This is a genomic window from Prochlorococcus sp. G4PB17, from assembly GCF_059772445.1.
On the sequence record NZ_CM186288.1, the window covers coordinates 128,116 to 142,681 of the forward strand.

Here is a 14,566-nt window from a genome sequence, read left to right on the forward strand (position 1 = left end):
TACTTATCGTTCAATAAAAGAATAAAGTAAAAATTATAGGCTAATTAATATCATTTGATTCTTTTATTCTTCTAGATTCATGCAGTTTTTCTAATTCATTATATACGTCGCGCAATGTTTGTTGAATATGATCCAGATTTTTTATGGATCCTAGTGAGTTCATTGCCTTGATGAGGCTTTCTTTTGCCTCGATCAAGCCTCTACATTCCGTACTGCCAGCTTCATAGGACATTTTATGTTGTTGTTGGTGGTATTAAAATATTATAACTATTATTTTGAAATAGTTATCTTCTTTCTGCTTTTTTAAATAATTATTTTTTTAAAGTTCTTATTTTTACAATAGTTTAATCTATTATTTACTAAATATTTATATAAATATGTTTATTTAAAGGTAGTTAATTATTTTTGTTAATTAATATGTAAACTAAAATATTTTTAGTTGTTATGTAAGCAACTTATTTAAGTAGCCTTTGAGTTTTTAAATAATATTTTAGTAAGCTGTACAGTCTTTTATTTTTCAGTATTTCTATATGGACTCACCTTTGTCATCTGATATAACTATTTCTTTAACTTCGCTTTAGATTCTTGGACTTGACGAATGGTGTTTTTTTAATTAAAAACAAAATTAAGACTTTATATTTTGATGACAAAAGTAGACAGCATAGATGCCCCTACTGGTTGGCTTATAGATCCTCATAATAAATGGGCTATTCATTTTGACTATAAGCAGTTATCTCAAGATCAAATCGCCTCAGATTTTACTATTGATATGTGGGCTGTTAAAGCCAACGGCAAACCGATGGAGTTCAAAAGCAGAAGAAAAGCCACAAGGAAAGACTCACTAAAGTCCTGGAAGCAATTGATTGAGTCGAATTGGGTAGAATTTAAGTTAGAACAAATCCAGACTGCTTAAACACCGTCTTTTACTTTATAAGTTTATTGATTCCGCTTTTATGATCTTTTTAATGTGCATTATCGGCTGAATAAGTTAATATAAGTCTGTTATTTATTATTTTATAAATTGTTCACTACTTTTCATAAATTCTTTAAATTGATTGTGATATTTTCATCATTAGTAGGTGGTTGGACTATAACTATCTTGATTTTTAATACACCTTTTAAAATTGAGATTAAAGAAGTGATTAATAAAATGTATTTAAATCAAAAAAATTTTATTGTTAATGTAAAAGATTTATCTCTTTTATTAGTGAAAGATGCTCATGAACGTTTTTCTGAAGATCAACAAGATATTATAAATTTAAATAGTATAAAAAATTAGTTTCAAACCGAATTAAGTCTATATTAATAAAAATTGTTTAGCTTATTATCATAAGCTTTTATATATCTATATTCGATCAATTACAATGTTAAAAAGAACTATTTATCTGGCCTCTCCTTATGGTTTTTCTAAACAGTGGAGAGACAAGCTTCTTCCTGAATTTATTGCCAAGCTTGAGAGTATGGGCACGAGAGTTATTGAACCTTTCGCCCGCAATAGCGATATAAATTTTTCCTTGCCTGGTTGGGCTAATAAGATTGCAATATCGAACTTTAATGATTTGCGTAATTGTGATGCTTTGTTTGCAATAGTTAATGGCACTCCTCCTGACGAGGGTGTGATGGTTGAACTTGGAGCAGCTATTGCTTTAGGTAAGCCTACATTTTTGTTTAGAGATGATTTTCGAAAATGTTCAGACTCTGATGAATATCCCCTAAACTTAATGATTTTTACTGGCGTACCATATGATTCATGGAATGATTATTATTATCGTTCTCTAGATGAGATAGAGAGTGAAAGTAAAGCGATATGCAAGTGGTTGAGAAATTCAATTTAATCTATTTCTATATAATTATTCCTTTATTAATGTTTTATTCATTCTACTTAATATGTTAGTATATTATTTTAATTAAAAATATTTTAAATGTGAAAATGAATAATAGCCTATTTGATTTATCTACAATTAGATTTGAGATATCGTTTAAAACTTATCAAGAACTTCGAAATATTCTTTACTTTTATCAGAGAAATAATATTACTAAAATCAATATTCCTTGCAAAAATAGTTTAAAAAAGGATTTCTTGTTAAACGCAATTAAGCTATCAAGAGATGAATTTAGAAATATTGATATTATTCCTCATTTTAGTATTCTTCACGAATTTAGAAGGAATTGGCTTGATACTCAGAATGCATTTTATGAGTTTCTTCTGCTTATAAAGAAGTATGGATGCACAGAGGTTCTACTTATTTCTGGTTCTCAAAAAAGAACAACACTAGATTCAGTAAAGGCTTTATTTTTGGCAAGGAATAATGCTTTATTTTCTTATAGTGATTTTTCGTTAGGAGTAGCCTTTAATCCATATCTTCCAAGTCATTTATTTAAAGAGGAAAGAATCAGATTAGATCAAAAACTTAAGTCCGGCCTTGTTAGCTCTGTTTGGATTCAATTTGGCACTGACCTTAGTCTTTTAAAAAGGAGAATGGAAGTCTTGAACAATTTAATAGAATCAGCGCTAAAAAGTAATTCTAAATTACACAAAATCAATTTGTATGGAAGCATTCTTCTCCCATCAAAACAATTTCTTGCTAGATTTAAGTTTAGGCCATGGAAAGGGGTCTATTGCTCTATGGAATTTTTAGAATCAGAAGACTATGCTAATAAGATCGTTAATGAATTATTTAAAACATATAATGACTACAATATTTGCCCAATAATTGAAAATAATATAGCAACAGACCATCAGTTGGAGCAAATAAAAAATTTATTTAAAATCTAAAATCTTATATATTTTTAGAAATGTGTCTGGTTTTATTTATTGAATTAATTTATTCGTAGAAGTTCAAATTCAAGTATTTAAATTACAGCATATTTTATAATTAAAAATATTTTTAAATTTTTATGTTGTAGCTTTAACTGAGAGTACTTTCAAATAGAGTTTGCTTAATGAAGTCTGTCTCGCATACAACCCATTATAAAATTGAATTAAGGGCTTAAAAGGGTTAATTTCCATAGTGTTATTTGCAAAAATTTTGGTTTTATTTGAAAATTTTGCTGAGATGTATTCTTTGCATTATGGAAAGAACTCAATCGTATCCATATTAAGTATTGTAACGCTACTGTAAACTATTGTAAAGCGCTTCCTCTCTCGTCCTTTCTGGTGATCGATGAGCTGCTGATGTTTGTGTTTTCTGTAAGATTTTCGTCCTTTTATTTGCTGATTACTGATTATTTACTTCTTCTTTTCTCCTTCCGGATCTCCCCTCACTGTACTCCTTATTCCAATACCTTTAATTAATTCGGTGTTACTCCTTTACTGAAGTTGTGTTTTTCTAGAAAAATCTAATGCTTTTGAATTTTTCGCGGTCGATGAGAATTTCGTTTAATTTAAAGTCATTTGATCATTAAAGATGTTTTCCTCAAGAAAAAAAAATCTTCAAAAAGTCATCCCCCAAACAAATTCTTTTGCCGCTGAAACTTTTTTGTTGAGAAGAGGATCTGAGGCTACGAGATATAAGCTTGCAGCTCTGATGATGTTTGTTGCTGGTTTTGGTCTACTTACTTTGGGAACCTGGGTTCTAAATGATTTTAATTTTCTTACCTTTACCAACTAAAAAAGACTTTATAAATTTCTAGTTAATTTCTCTATAGATGTTACAACTAAGAGCATTCCAATTTGTATAATGTTTTTACTATTGTATGACATTTTTTTAATTTAGCTTTTTTTTAAATTAAATTTAAATTGTTGCATATAACGTATGTCTAATTCTTGGGATAAATACTTCTCTCACTATTCAGATTGGGATGATGCACATTGTTTTAATGTAAGATTGGAACTTAAATTTGAAGAGAAAATCAAAAGATTAGGATACGTAGAAAATGTTACTAAAGATGATATGTTTCAACCTGATAATAATTTACTTACTAAAACCTTCCCCAATAAAAAAACTTACCACAAGAGTAAAAATGAAATCTTATTGACTTTTGAAGTTCCTTATGATTGGTCTATTGATACAGATTGGGAGGACAAAGCTCTTGTTCTTCTTGGATTAAGTGATGAGTGGGTAATAGATTCATCGGTAGAAGACAGTTAATAGCTTTTTAAATATTTTTATCTGAATTAAATTTTATTGATTTTTAATTCTTAATTTATATTTAAGAGTAAAAAATTAAAGCTAAACCTTTTTGAGTTAGATAAAACTCCTTTTCTTCTCGACTTAAATCCATTGATAATTCCTCTCCCTCTTTAATTGCTTGCTCATAAGGTGGTTTTGAGGGAGAAATTCCTTTGTAAATTGCGGCAATACCAAGCGGAGTTGCGTTCCAGGCGAAATTAGCTGTTTCACCAATCGGTGGTTGATTTAAAGCTTCTTCAAGTAGGCTCGATGAGTTTGTTTTTGGGCGTGTTGTTGTTGATGTCATGTTTTATATTTAAAATTTCTTATAAAAAAAACTTGTTGGGTAATCCTTAGAAGAACGAATATGAATACTTTCTAGTGCAAATACTTGATTGATGCGTGGTTTTTGTTGATCTCTACATTCTTTTCGAATGACTAACTCATTTATTCTTATCAAACGGTTAAAGATTCTGTTAAATCTATTTAAACAAAATATTTATTACTTTTCTTCTTCTTTTTCTTCTTCTTTCATCTTTTGGAAAAGGATAAATTGTTTGAATTCCTCAAATAATTCTCGATTGTAAGCTATATGATGTTCTGAAAAAAAAATATCTGATTTGTGTTTGTATTTTTCTTTGTTGTAAGTAATACCTTTATCTGAGATCAATTCATCCAGATCATTGTATGTAAAAGATGTATTATTCAAACTATTTTGTTTGCCATACCTGCTCTTATTAATTAAGTAATTTTTTTCTTTAGTGTCAAATTCACCTCTTGCCATCAATGCTTCTTCTACCAATATTCCTACTACTTTAGATTGACTTAGTTTTTCTTTCTTTGCGAGTTTGCTTATTATCTTTTGACTAATCGTTGAAGGAAGATAGCCAATCCTTTTTCTGAGGGAGGGCATACCTGATTATGTAAAAATTTAATTTACTTTATCTCTTGGTTGAATTCAAAAATTTGTTTATTTCTTGACGAATAAATTGATCATCTAAAAAATCCATTCTGTAAGAATTAATTGAGCCTTTTCATATTCATTATTAGCTTTAAGCTCGTTTATTTTTTTTATTGCAGAGTAAGCCATTTCTCCTTTTTCCCAAAATCTAATGTGATTTATCGGGTTTAGAAGATTTGATTCATCGCCAGAAATTATAAGTTTATTAGGCATTGGTTTCATTTATGAAAAAGCTATTTTTTGAGTTTGATTGGTGAGTGATTTTTAACACAATAGACTATTGTCGATCTCTTCTAAGAAAAACCAAAAATACAGTTAAATAATTCTTATGAACTTGAGCTTTAGCAAAAGATTTAAAAAAAATGTCTAATTCAATAGAAGTTTTTTAAAATTTCTTTTTGTCTTCTGGAAATTCTGGTTTCTCTTTCTTTTTTCTTCTACCATCAGAAAGCTCTAGTAATGTTGAAAGTTGCTCATATACTGATCTTAATGAAGATAATTCTGGCAATAAACCGTCATTTCTGAGATCCTCGTCCATGTATCTAAGCTCTTGTCTGACATAGGAGAGAATCGATTTGGCTTCATCTCTTTTTGGTCCAGCCATATTTTTTTTTAATATGTGGAAAAGATACAGCAAAAAAGAACTAAATTAAAATTTGAACTGGGTATCAAGACAATATGTTTCTATATAAAATCTTTTTCTCTTTTTTTTAACTAAATATCATTCTTATATAAGCTTTATAATTTATCTTTACCTCAATAGATAAAAGTAAAAAAATTAAATATTAATATATTATTACATTAAAATAGAATTCATTTGAAGTTGATTATTTGATGATTTCAGATCTTGTCGTTATTGGTGGAGGAGCCTCAGGATTTATGAGTGCAATTACAGCTATAAGTGATGGAGTTCGATCTGTTGCGATTTTAGAAGGCACTACAAAAGTACTTGAGAAAGTTAGAATTAGTGGTGGTGGCAGATGTAATTTAACTAACTCATGTTGGGATATTTCTAATTTAGTAACTAATTATCCAAGAGGAGAAAAGCAATTAATAGGCTTATTTAATAGATTCTCTACAAGAGAAGCTTTTGATTGGTTTCAAAAACGGGGACTTAGCCTAAAAGTAGAGAATGATGGAAGGATTTTTCCTAGCTCTGACTCTTCAGAAGATGTAATCAAATGTTTAACAGATCTTGCAATGAAATCTGGTGTAAAAGTATTTACCAATTCTCATGTAAAACAAATAAGCAAAAAAAATGAATACTTTGATGTATTAATCAAAGGAGGTAATTATTTAAAAGCAAAAAATATTTTAATTTGTACCGGTGGGCATCCTAGTGGACGTAGATTAGCAAAGGGTTTAGGGCATACAATAATTCAACCTGTTCCATCACTTTTTTCTTTTTCTACTTCTGAGAATCCATTAAAATCATGTGCAGGTATAACTTTAAATGTTCAAGCAAAACTTACTGTTGGTAAAAATAAACATGTTGAAAGAGGATCCATATTAATAACTCATAAAGGTTTCAGTGGTCCTGTTATTTTGCGTCTCTCTGCTTTTAGTGCAAGAAATTTATATGTTAATAATTACAATGGTGATTTAAGAATAAACTGGCTTCATATGAGTGAGAATGAGGTTCGTTCAATAATTGATTTATTTAAATTAGAAAATGGTAAGAAGTTTATATTAAACAGCAAACCTTTTAATCAGTTGCCTAGAAGCTTATGGAAAGCACTTATTTTGAGCTTGAATTTTGATAGTCAATTAAGATGGGCTGATTTATCTAAATATGAAAAGGGGGCTTTAGTCCAATGTTTAGTAAGAACAAATTGTAAAGTTGTTAGTCGCGGTCCTTTTGGCGAAGAGTTTGTCACTGCAGGTGGAGTTTCACTTAAAGAAATCAATTTCAAAACTATGGAAAGTAAAATATGTAAGGGTTTGTTTTTTGCTGGTGAGGTATTAGATATTGATGGTATTACAGGTGGGTTTAATTTTCAGCATTGTTGGACTAGTGGCTGGATAGCAGGAAATTCTATAGCTTAATAATAGTTTTTTGTTTAATTAACTTTTTATTAATTTGTAAATTAATAATCAAAAAAAATGTATTTCTAGCCAAGAGAGGCAATCAATGCTGGAATGGCCACAGCTATTAAACCTACGGCAGCAGTTGCAGTAAGTAGAGATGTGCTCACATTTCATTAGCGTATTTAATTATATTACTAAATTGATCTTGATCCTTTTGTGAGTATTAATACTTTTCACTGCATTATTTTTTATTTTTTTATGCTTAAAAGATTAAAACACTTAAATGAAGTTTTTTATTTAAATGGGATGCGGGATATTAATTCCAAAGTCCATTGTGATTAATTTACTGCAAAGAGCAGACACAAGAGACATTCTAAGTGAGTATTAATGCTCATATAGAATGTCTCTGTCTTTTCTATCCACGCTTTATGCTCTGCTACAACTAAAGTCCATGTAATTACTTAAGTCAAATTGCTTAATTCGATTTTTTATAAATCAAAATTTAATGATTTAGCTTTTCTGGTATTGAGAGTTTTTACAGGCTCTTTGCTTATCCATCATGGATTTGAAAAATTAAATGATATAAATAACTTTGCAGATGCTTTTGTTCGACCTCTTCATTTGCCCTTCCCAGTAACCCTCTCATACTTGGCGGCCTGGTCTGAAATTGTAGGTAGTTGGTTGCTAATTCTTGGCCTAGGAACCAGGCTTGGCGCTACAGCCATACTTGGTACTATGAGCGTTGCTATTTATCACGCTATAGTTACCTCTGGTTTTAATATTTACCTATTAGAACTTTTAGCACTTTATTTTGCAGCTGCATTTTCAATAATTTTGCTTGGCCCAGGTATGTTTTCAGCCGATTACTTAATTAAAGAGATATTAAATTCAAAACCTTCTTTCATTACTTTCCTTAATAATCAGAAAATGGTGAATGATTCTCCCTCTTCTATGAAAAAAGAAGATCTAAAATCTATCAAACGTAGTCAAACATTTGTATTTCCTTTCTCTAGTTTCTTATCTTCCCAGTAATGTTTAAATCACTTGCTGTTAACTTCTTTTTTTTTCATTGACAAGTAGAACCACATCCAAGTGGGTAAAGTAATGAAAAAACCAATTAAAATTATATAACTTTTAGTAGTATCCCAGGCTGCCTCATCACATTTTTCTTTGATTTTGTTTGAAGGAGTTGCATTACTGCTTAGATTTCTACATATATTTAGCCCATGGATACTAAGAGTGCCATAAGTTATGGCTGTGGGGACAGTAGCAAGGAATATGGCTAGTATTAGATTTCCTAGCCTCATGTTGAGGTCTTTTCTTGTTTGTTTATCCATATATATATATTTGCCCATATCTTTGAAATGGTATAGCTTATTTTTTATTTTTTTACAAAGCAGTAGTCTTTTTTTATGTGCTCTTGAATTATTTGGGCTTTAATTTTGAGTGTGAGGATCTCTTTTATTATTTTTGTAAATAATAACTTATAAAAATTTTAGTAATTAATTTGCTTGGTATTTTGGTTGCAACTTCAGGGTTTATAAATTTTGTGAATTTGTATAGGCTTTATATACTTATCTTGGGTTAAAGTTAATGCTTAGTAGCAATCAATCTATTTTATAATGTCCACCAGCAAGAGAGAGGAAGTTAGTTCTCATTTGCGTTATATCAGGCAAGAACTTCGTGATTTGGATCAGATGCTTGGCCAGTATGGCTTGTTGCCTGAGTTATCTGAGCTTAAAGAGGTCTACAATTCTTTAGATGCTCTACATCAATTACTTTCAGGTAAAGTTAAAAAGAAGCCTAAACCAGAGTTTGATGATTGATAGCGCTCAAAATTTTTTGATAAAAGATAGTATTAATTATTTTTATATTAATTTTTTTATTTAGAGTTATTGATACACATTTGCAAATAAAATAAACTACAAGCAAAATGTAGATATTTAATCAATTGAGCAGATGAGTGAAGAAAATTGGAAAATTGAGTACAAAAAATGGAGAGATTTCAACCCTATCAAATCAAATTGATCGATGATGGACCTAAAAGTTAATACCAGGCTTTTTTGCTTAATTCAATGTGGTGTGAATGGATTGATTTGAAAAAAGTAAATTTGCCTGAAACTACCAATGAACATATTCCTTCGACTGATCCTTGGGAATCCTGATAGATGATTCTTCCATCTTTTCTTGGTTTTAATTTGAGAAATAATTTTTATCTAATATGTCATTAATAATTATTTCTTTAACGAAAACCTGAATTACGACTGCCATGGGAATAGCTAATAAAAGGCCCACTGGTCCAAATACTATAGTGAATATAAACTGAGCAGTAATTGTTAAACCTGGGAGTAATTTGACTTGTTTTTGCATTATTGAGGGAGTTATTACATAGCTTTCAATATTCTGTATTACTATGTATAACCCAAGAACAGCAAGAGATTTCCATGGAGTATCTAGTAAAGCAACAGACATGGGAAAAATAGTACTTATTGTTGGACCTACATTTGGTATTACATTTAAAACACCTGCAATTAAAGCATTTGCAATTACTAGTTTTATTCCTAATAAATAAAGTCCAATAGAAGCTAGTATTGCTACACATATTGAACTCAGTACAACACCAGCCATCCAACTGCTTAGTGCATTTCCACATTTTAATAAGATAGTTCTTGCACGTCTTCTGTAAAATGATGGTATTAATAAGATGGCTAACTCTCTGTATGAATTTGGCTGTATAGCTATCATTAAGCTAACAGAGATTATGAAAAGCAATTGAATAATCCCTACCCCAACATTACTTGCCAAGCTTATAAGCTTTGTGATGCTATCTGTTACTCCAGTTGCCAGATTTGTACCGTCAGGAATAATACTAAGCTTAGTCGCTAATATAGATCTATCAGCTAAATTTGGAATATTATCTTTATATAAAAACTCTGTTATATTGAAAAATGTATTTATTAAGATTTCCCATAACTTACTTGCTGCTGATGGTATCTGATTAATTAACTCTTGGAATTCACTTGTAAATTGTGGTATTATTAGTACTATTGAAATGCTTGAAATTAGGATTATAGATATTAAAGTTATGACAAAGGCTGACCATCTAGGGATATTAACAAAATCTCTAATTTTTCCTGTCATGCTACATATAGCCATCGCTATAATTATCGATGCAAAAAATAGTATCAGTATTTCTTTTAAGCTCCAAAATATTAATATGGAAATAATGAATGCTGAAATTGATAGTAAGGTAGTTGGTTTCAAATTAAATATTTAATTTTTATCGAGAGAATTTGCGTATCTCTCTGCAAAACGCATAAATCTTTTAAATTCTTTTTCTGATTTCCAGTTATAAATTGACTTAACTTCTTTAATTTCATTTCCACAAATAGATAGATCTAGTTTTCTTGTTGATAGTTCACCTTCTTCGTCAATCAGATACATTTTGTGTATTGATTTAAAATTTTCTATTGTTATTGTTGAAGGATTTGAAAATTTATATATTGCCTTCCCTTTTTTGCCATCAAGGTCTCTAAATAAAGATATTTCTGGATAATCCTTTTCATCAGTTCCTTTTATAAATTGAATTGCTACATTCTCATTTAAATTTCTCATTTTAACTAATTACTTAATTAAAAAATTATCCTTGCATAAAACTATAATGGATAGAGGCTCTCATTGAAAATTTTATTTAAAGAAGATTGCAAGCTTAAGCCACTCAAGTCAACTGAGTTTATATTTTTTGTTTTTTCAAGCTCATATTCATAGCATTTATCATAATAATCTAGCATAGCTCTACAAGCATTTGACCACTCTTTTTTATCAATTGCCACTAGTGCCTCTTTTGTTCTTTGCGGTCCTAACCTTTTGCATATTCTGTCTACAGCATCTTTAAGTTCAGATTGAGAATTTTGACTATAAACATTGACTAAATTATCTACGCGTTCATCATCCGTCCTAATTATCTCAAGGATTGGTGCTTTTTTCATTTGTTTATACAAGCCATTTGGTATTCGACATTTTCCTAGATTCGAACTTTCGGCCTCTAACCAGATCTCATTAGAATTACTTTCCTGAAACTTATTTATAGACTCTGCGAGAATATTTTCAAATTGCTGAGTTGATGGTTGATTTCCCAGGCCTAATGCACCAAAAGTACTTCCTCTATGATTAGCAATCCCCTCCAAATTGATTACATGAATAGCTTCAGATTTAATGCAATTGAGTAGATCTGTTTTTCCTGTTCCAGTTTTGCCACCTAAAAGTCTTATTGGTAAATCAGCTTCAAATTGATTTAGAACCCATTTTCTATAGCTTTTGTAACCACCCTCTAACACATAAGTTCTAAAGCCTATTGTTCTTGCTAGCCAAGCAAATGATCTAGATCTAAGGCCTCCTCGCCAGCAATATATTCTCAAAGTTATGGTTACATCATTTTGTTTATTAGCTGTTTCTTGGATTACTTCTAAAATCTTTCCTGCCTTTGGCAAGATTACTTTTAAACCATTCATTATTGCCTTTAACCGACTCTCCTTCTTGTAGCTTTTTCCGATTAACTCTCTTTCTTTATCTGAAAATAAAGGAATGTTTATAGCACCTGGCCAATGACCTTGTGAAAATTCTAAAGGACTTCTTACGTCAATAATTGGATTAGTTAAATTCCGAAAATCCGTTAATGGATAACCTGAATTGGTAGGTGTCTCTGACATAGTGTTAATACTCAGGTCATTTTAGGCTGGCAGTAGATCATGGCTGAAGAAAAACAAAACCCTCCTAATAAAGAAAGCATAAAGGAGTTCTTGGAGGGGTTTAAGACTGCTCCAGAAAGGAAACGCCTCAGTTTGTTATCTGTTTTGGAGGAACGCATTGAGGATCTTCTTGGCTTGGGATCATCTTTGATGACATTGTTTGATTCTGATGCTTGCGATTGGGCGGCTGGTTTTATTTTGCAAATAATTCATAAAAACGATGAAAATTTCATAAAAAAATATCTTGGTTGTGATGATCTTGCTTGGTTCAATGCCCCTTCTGAGGTTGGTTTTGATTATTCACCTTTACAGCAATTTTTATTAAATCAAAGTTTTGAGGATGCTGATCGTTTTACTAGCTCAAAGCTCAGAGAGCTCGCTGGAGAAAAAGCAGTAAACAGAGGTTATGTTTATTTTTCTGAGGTTGATTCAATCCCTGGGATTGATTTGTTAACTCTTGATAAATTATGGATTGCTTATTCCAGAGGTAAATTTGGGTTTACAGTCCAAGCAAAAATTTTAGATTCCGTAGGAGGAAGATATGACAAGTTATGGCCTCGCATTGGTTGGAAAAAAGATGGAATATGGACTAGATATCCAAAAGCATTTAATTGGTCAATTGAAGCTCCAAATGGTCATATGCCATTAGTTAACCAGCTCAGAGGAGTTCGTTTGATGGATTCTTTACTAAACCATGAAGCATTAATAGCTAAAAGCTAACAATTTAATGATTAATGTTTAATTTTTTCACGTAAAATACTATTTATGACTTAAATTAATAAATATGTTTTTTATTATTCAACTACTTATTTGGCAAAAAGTTAAGTTACAAAGAATGTTTTAACTAATTGTGGAGACTTCTAAAAATTGGGCTGTATTTATTCATCCCTCTACATTAAAACTAGCATCTTTTATTGAAACGCTTTTAGAGCCTATTATATGTAAAGATACTGCAAAAAGAATTGAATTGGGTCTTCATGAGGCTCTTGTTAATGCTGTAGTTCACGGAAATTTATCTAATCCTAATAAAGTTATTCGTGTTAGAAGAATTCTTACCCCTAATTGGTTTGTTTGGCAAATTCAAGATCAAGGTATGGGGATAGTTCAAAATAAAAGAGTAACCTCTTTACCTCTTCAAATTGATGCTAATAGTGGGAGAGGAATATATTTAATTCATAAATGTTTTGATGATGTTAGATGGAGTAGAAAAGGGAATAGACTTCAGTTATCGCTAAAGAAATAATTTTTTTAATGACTTTTACATCCAGTATCTTTAATATCTTCTTTTATCCAAAGTATTGCTTGCTTCAGTAGGTCTTCTATTTCTTTTTCATCTCCATCGTTAATTAATTGTGAAATAGCAGAAATAATCAATTCGGCACTTCTTCTTTTTTTATTTGCTCTGAATTGATGCCAATTTGATTCATTAAGACGGATTTCATTATGCAGATCTTTTATAAGTGACCGTGCCTCTTTTGACCAAATATATTTATTCATTTTATCCATAATATTAACCTCTAATGGTGTCTTTATGTTAGTTTAATATTTATATTTGTTTAAATCACATTGGCTTAGTTGCTTTCCATACTTTAGTCATAAAGTGAGATTCAGATGTTATTGATACAAAACCAGTTTCATTTAATCTTAAATTTATGTCATCTATTATATAATCTCTATAATAAGGTTCGTGAAATATTTTGTGAAAATTCTCCATTATTGAAATGAATTTTGGAGAATCTTCTATTTGAATAGAATCAGCAAGCACTAGAGTTCCTCCTGGCTCTAATAATCTGAAGCATTCGTTTAAAACATTTTGTCTTGCTTCTCTAGGTAATTCATGAAAAAGGAAAACACATGTCAATGCTTGAAAACTGCTCGATGAATAGGGCATATTTTCTGCATTTCCTTTAGTCAATTGCACAAGATCTCCATTTCTGGAACTTAAATATTTACTAGCTTGCTTGAGATATGAACCTGATAAATCGAGGCCATAAAGTTCTACTTCCGGTAGTGCGCTTTGTATTTGTTGGAGAGTTCGTCCTGTTCCTGTTGCGATATCTAAAACCTTTACTTTTTTGGAGCTATCAGATAAAGATTTTTTTAGACCTCTCTTTAAAGGAGCTAAAATTCTTCTTCTCATAGTATCTGCTGTTCCATTAAAAAGAATTTCAACTTGTAAGTCATAAATTTCAGCAGAATGCTTACTTAAGTAACCATCAGTTTGGTGATGAAAATTTTGTAAATAGTAAGTTGGGTAATCTTCCTCGTTTACATTCCTTGGGATTTCTCTGGTCTTATTCTTTTTACGTCTTTCCCAGGTTTGGGGCATGTCGAGCCAAACCAAAGGATATTTTTTTGCCCATTCCAACCATGGAGCTTCGAATAATTGAGATTTTGGATAAATACCTTCCTCTGCTTGCTGCCAGTCTAATCTTTCAAGCCTTTCCATTGAATGTCTAACTTCTTTGATGAGATCTTTGTCAATTGGAAATTTTCCTGGAGCTGCTTCAGGTGCAAAAACTTCCATTAACTTTGTACTCAACTCTTTGTGAGCTAAACCAGCAAGAGTTTTACCCTGTTGAAGAGTATGATATGCAATTTTTTTTAGGCTTGGCGCTGCCATGAACCGTTAATTAATTTATTTATTATCTAACAGATTTGATTGATTAGTGACGAGTTAACAAAAAAAAATTAAGGTCTCTGAACAATTTGTAAAA

General features: G+C 30.6%; 22 protein-coding genes. 11 read left to right on the forward strand and 11 right to left on the reverse strand.

Features of this window, described 5'->3' with window-relative positions; all coding sequences use genetic code 11:
- Positions 1-40: 40 nt before the first annotated feature.
- Positions 41-232, reverse strand: a complete 192-nt coding sequence (locus tag AC6EJB_RS00650) for a hypothetical protein (protein WP_498491726.1) — start codon at positions 230-232, stop codon at positions 41-43.
- Between the two features lie 411 nt (positions 233-643).
- Between AC6EJB_RS00650 and AC6EJB_RS00655 the strand changes: the two genes are divergently transcribed.
- The 6 genes from AC6EJB_RS00655 to AC6EJB_RS00680 all read left to right on the forward strand — a co-directional run bounded on the left by AC6EJB_RS00655 (position 644) and on the right by AC6EJB_RS00680 (position 4,091).
- Positions 644-913: a DUF1651 domain-containing protein gene (locus AC6EJB_RS00655; protein WP_498491728.1), complete on the forward strand. Its 270-nt coding sequence runs from the start codon at positions 644-646 to the stop codon at positions 911-913.
- A 144-nt stretch (positions 914-1,057) separates the two neighbouring features.
- The gene (locus AC6EJB_RS00660; RefSeq protein WP_498491730.1) at positions 1,058-1,279 is read left to right on the forward strand and encodes a hypothetical protein; all 222 of its coding nucleotides are present in this window, start codon (positions 1,058-1,060) and stop codon (positions 1,277-1,279) included.
- A gap of 85 nt (positions 1,280-1,364) precedes the next feature.
- Positions 1,365-1,835 (forward strand): nucleoside 2-deoxyribosyltransferase, encoded by a 471-nt coding sequence (locus AC6EJB_RS00665; RefSeq protein ID WP_498491732.1) that lies wholly within the window; start codon positions 1,365-1,367, stop codon positions 1,833-1,835.
- Positions 1,836-1,930: 95 nt separating this feature from the next.
- A complete protein-coding gene (locus AC6EJB_RS00670) occupies positions 1,931-2,776 on the forward strand; it encodes a hypothetical protein (protein WP_498491733.1) in 846 nt (281 codons plus the stop codon).
- 631 nt (positions 2,777-3,407) lie between these two features.
- Positions 3,408-3,611 carry a hypothetical protein gene (locus AC6EJB_RS00675; protein ID WP_498491734.1) on the forward strand — a complete coding sequence of 68 codons (204 nt, stop codon included), beginning with the start codon at positions 3,408-3,410 and terminating at the stop codon, positions 3,609-3,611.
- 144 nt (positions 3,612-3,755) lie between these two features.
- Positions 3,756-4,091, forward strand: a complete 336-nt coding sequence (locus AC6EJB_RS00680) for a hypothetical protein (RefSeq protein ID WP_498491736.1) — start codon at positions 3,756-3,758, stop codon at positions 4,089-4,091.
- Positions 4,092-4,152: 61 nt separating this feature from the next.
- Here the strand turns inward: AC6EJB_RS00680 and AC6EJB_RS00685 are convergent, their stop codons facing one another.
- From AC6EJB_RS00685 to AC6EJB_RS00700, 4 genes are all read right to left on the reverse strand, one after another.
- On the reverse strand, positions 4,153-4,419 hold the full coding sequence (locus AC6EJB_RS00685; protein ID WP_498491738.1) for a DUF8674 family protein: 267 nt from the start codon (positions 4,417-4,419) through the stop codon (positions 4,153-4,155).
- 195 nt (positions 4,420-4,614) lie between these two features.
- Positions 4,615-5,025: a hypothetical protein gene (locus AC6EJB_RS00690; protein ID WP_498491739.1), complete on the reverse strand. Its 411-nt coding sequence runs from the start codon at positions 5,023-5,025 to the stop codon at positions 4,615-4,617.
- Between the two features lie 84 nt (positions 5,026-5,109).
- Positions 5,110-5,286 (reverse strand): hypothetical protein, encoded by a 177-nt coding sequence (locus AC6EJB_RS00695; RefSeq protein ID WP_498491741.1) that lies wholly within the window; start codon positions 5,284-5,286, stop codon positions 5,110-5,112.
- A 172-nt stretch (positions 5,287-5,458) separates the two neighbouring features.
- Positions 5,459-5,677 (reverse strand): DUF8635 family protein, encoded by a 219-nt coding sequence (locus tag AC6EJB_RS00700; protein WP_498491743.1) that lies wholly within the window; start codon positions 5,675-5,677, stop codon positions 5,459-5,461.
- Positions 5,678-5,907: 230 nt separating this feature from the next.
- On the opposite strand from AC6EJB_RS00700, the gene AC6EJB_RS00705 reads away from it, so the two are divergent.
- Together AC6EJB_RS00705 and AC6EJB_RS00710 are read left to right on the forward strand one after the other, a co-directional pair.
- Complete coding sequence (locus AC6EJB_RS00705; RefSeq protein ID WP_498491745.1) at positions 5,908-7,119, forward strand: BaiN/RdsA family NAD(P)/FAD-dependent oxidoreductase; 1,212 nt, start codon at positions 5,908-5,910, stop codon at positions 7,117-7,119.
- Between the two features lie 453 nt (positions 7,120-7,572).
- Positions 7,573-8,133, forward strand: a complete 561-nt coding sequence (locus AC6EJB_RS00710) for a DoxX family protein (protein ID WP_498491747.1) — start codon at positions 7,573-7,575, stop codon at positions 8,131-8,133.
- Between the two features lie 8 nt (positions 8,134-8,141).
- Here the strand turns inward: AC6EJB_RS00710 and AC6EJB_RS00715 are convergent, their stop codons facing one another.
- On the reverse strand, positions 8,142-8,438 hold the full coding sequence (locus AC6EJB_RS00715; protein ID WP_498491748.1) for a hypothetical protein: 297 nt from the start codon (positions 8,436-8,438) through the stop codon (positions 8,142-8,144).
- A 285-nt stretch (positions 8,439-8,723) separates the two neighbouring features.
- Here AC6EJB_RS00715 and AC6EJB_RS00720 point away from each other — a divergent pair, with 285 nt between their 5' ends.
- Positions 8,724-8,927: a DUF8635 family protein gene (locus AC6EJB_RS00720; protein WP_011293667.1), complete on the forward strand. Its 204-nt coding sequence runs from the start codon at positions 8,724-8,726 to the stop codon at positions 8,925-8,927.
- 367 nt (positions 8,928-9,294) lie between these two features.
- On the opposite strand, the gene AC6EJB_RS00725 is transcribed toward AC6EJB_RS00720, so the two are convergent.
- The 3 genes from AC6EJB_RS00725 to mnmH are packed head-to-tail and all read right to left on the reverse strand — an operon-like array spanning position 9,295 to position 11,810.
- A complete protein-coding gene (locus tag AC6EJB_RS00725) occupies positions 9,295-10,365 on the reverse strand; it encodes an AI-2E family transporter (protein WP_498491749.1) in 1,071 nt (356 codons plus the stop codon).
- Between the two features lie 9 nt (positions 10,366-10,374).
- Complete coding sequence (gene psb28, locus AC6EJB_RS00730; RefSeq protein ID WP_498491751.1) at positions 10,375-10,716, reverse strand: photosystem II reaction center protein Psb28; 342 nt, start codon at positions 10,714-10,716, stop codon at positions 10,375-10,377.
- Between the two features lie 41 nt (positions 10,717-10,757).
- On the reverse strand, positions 10,758-11,810 hold the full coding sequence (mnmH, locus tag AC6EJB_RS00735) for a tRNA 2-selenouridine(34) synthase MnmH (protein WP_498491753.1): 1,053 nt from the start codon (positions 11,808-11,810) through the stop codon (positions 10,758-10,760).
- A 39-nt stretch (positions 11,811-11,849) separates the two neighbouring features.
- Here mnmH and AC6EJB_RS00740 point away from each other — a divergent pair, with 39 nt between their 5' ends.
- Together AC6EJB_RS00740 and AC6EJB_RS00745 are read left to right on the forward strand one after the other, a co-directional pair.
- Positions 11,850-12,569 carry a GUN4 domain-containing protein gene (locus AC6EJB_RS00740; RefSeq protein WP_498491754.1) on the forward strand — a complete coding sequence of 240 codons (720 nt, stop codon included), beginning with the start codon at positions 11,850-11,852 and terminating at the stop codon, positions 12,567-12,569.
- 130 nt (positions 12,570-12,699) lie between these two features.
- A complete protein-coding gene (locus AC6EJB_RS00745) occupies positions 12,700-13,092 on the forward strand; it encodes an ATP-binding protein (RefSeq protein ID WP_498491756.1) in 393 nt (130 codons plus the stop codon).
- A gap of 5 nt (positions 13,093-13,097) precedes the next feature.
- Here the strand turns inward: AC6EJB_RS00745 and AC6EJB_RS00750 are convergent, their stop codons facing one another.
- Positions 13,098-13,355 (reverse strand): DUF6439 family protein, encoded by a 258-nt coding sequence (locus AC6EJB_RS00750; RefSeq protein ID WP_498491758.1) that lies wholly within the window; start codon positions 13,353-13,355, stop codon positions 13,098-13,100.
- Positions 13,356-13,410: 55 nt separating this feature from the next.
- Complete coding sequence (locus AC6EJB_RS00755; RefSeq protein ID WP_498491759.1) at positions 13,411-14,472, reverse strand: class I SAM-dependent methyltransferase; 1,062 nt, start codon at positions 14,470-14,472, stop codon at positions 13,411-13,413.
- Positions 14,473-14,566: the final 94 nt, after the last annotated feature.

What these genes read in the sequence shown, in the direction of transcription:
- AC6EJB_RS00670 (WP_498491733.1), top strand. Translation starts at nt 1,931, where the DNA reads ATGAATAATAGCCTATTTGATTTATCTACAATTAGATTTGAGATATCG.
- AC6EJB_RS00755 (WP_498491759.1), bottom strand. Translation starts at nt 14,472, where the DNA reads ATGGCAGCGCCAAGCCTAAAAAAAATTGCATATCATACTCTTCAACAG.
- AC6EJB_RS00740 (WP_498491754.1), top strand. Translation starts at nt 11,850, where the DNA reads ATGGCTGAAGAAAAACAAAACCCTCCTAATAAAGAAAGCATAAAGGAG.
- AC6EJB_RS00690 (WP_498491739.1), bottom strand. Translation starts at nt 5,025, where the DNA reads ATGCCCTCCCTCAGAAAAAGGATTGGCTATCTTCCTTCAACGATTAGT.
- AC6EJB_RS00750 (WP_498491758.1), bottom strand. Translation starts at nt 13,355, where the DNA reads ATGGATAAAATGAATAAATATATTTGGTCAAAAGAGGCACGGTCACTT.
- AC6EJB_RS00695 (WP_498491741.1), bottom strand. Translation starts at nt 5,286, where the DNA reads ATGCCTAATAAACTTATAATTTCTGGCGATGAATCAAATCTTCTAAAC.
- AC6EJB_RS00720 (WP_011293667.1), top strand. Translation starts at nt 8,724, where the DNA reads ATGTCCACCAGCAAGAGAGAGGAAGTTAGTTCTCATTTGCGTTATATC.
- mnmH (WP_498491753.1), bottom strand. Translation starts at nt 11,810, where the DNA reads ATGTCAGAGACACCTACCAATTCAGGTTATCCATTAACGGATTTTCGG.
- AC6EJB_RS00655 (WP_498491728.1), top strand. Translation starts at nt 644, where the DNA reads ATGACAAAAGTAGACAGCATAGATGCCCCTACTGGTTGGCTTATAGAT.
- AC6EJB_RS00705 (WP_498491745.1), top strand. Translation starts at nt 5,908, where the DNA reads ATGATTTCAGATCTTGTCGTTATTGGTGGAGGAGCCTCAGGATTTATG.
- AC6EJB_RS00685 (WP_498491738.1), bottom strand. Translation starts at nt 4,419, where the DNA reads ATGACATCAACAACAACACGCCCAAAAACAAACTCATCGAGCCTACTT.
- AC6EJB_RS00700 (WP_498491743.1), bottom strand. Translation starts at nt 5,677, where the DNA reads ATGGCTGGACCAAAAAGAGATGAAGCCAAATCGATTCTCTCCTATGTC.
- AC6EJB_RS00665 (WP_498491732.1), top strand. Translation starts at nt 1,365, where the DNA reads ATGTTAAAAAGAACTATTTATCTGGCCTCTCCTTATGGTTTTTCTAAA.
- AC6EJB_RS00675 (WP_498491734.1), top strand. Translation starts at nt 3,408, where the DNA reads ATGTTTTCCTCAAGAAAAAAAAATCTTCAAAAAGTCATCCCCCAAACA.
- AC6EJB_RS00650 (WP_498491726.1), bottom strand. Translation starts at nt 232, where the DNA reads ATGTCCTATGAAGCTGGCAGTACGGAATGTAGAGGCTTGATCGAGGCA.
- AC6EJB_RS00680 (WP_498491736.1), top strand. Translation starts at nt 3,756, where the DNA reads ATGTCTAATTCTTGGGATAAATACTTCTCTCACTATTCAGATTGGGAT.
- AC6EJB_RS00715 (WP_498491748.1), bottom strand. Translation starts at nt 8,438, where the DNA reads ATGGATAAACAAACAAGAAAAGACCTCAACATGAGGCTAGGAAATCTA.
- psb28 (WP_498491751.1), bottom strand. Translation starts at nt 10,716, where the DNA reads ATGAGAAATTTAAATGAGAATGTAGCAATTCAATTTATAAAAGGAACT.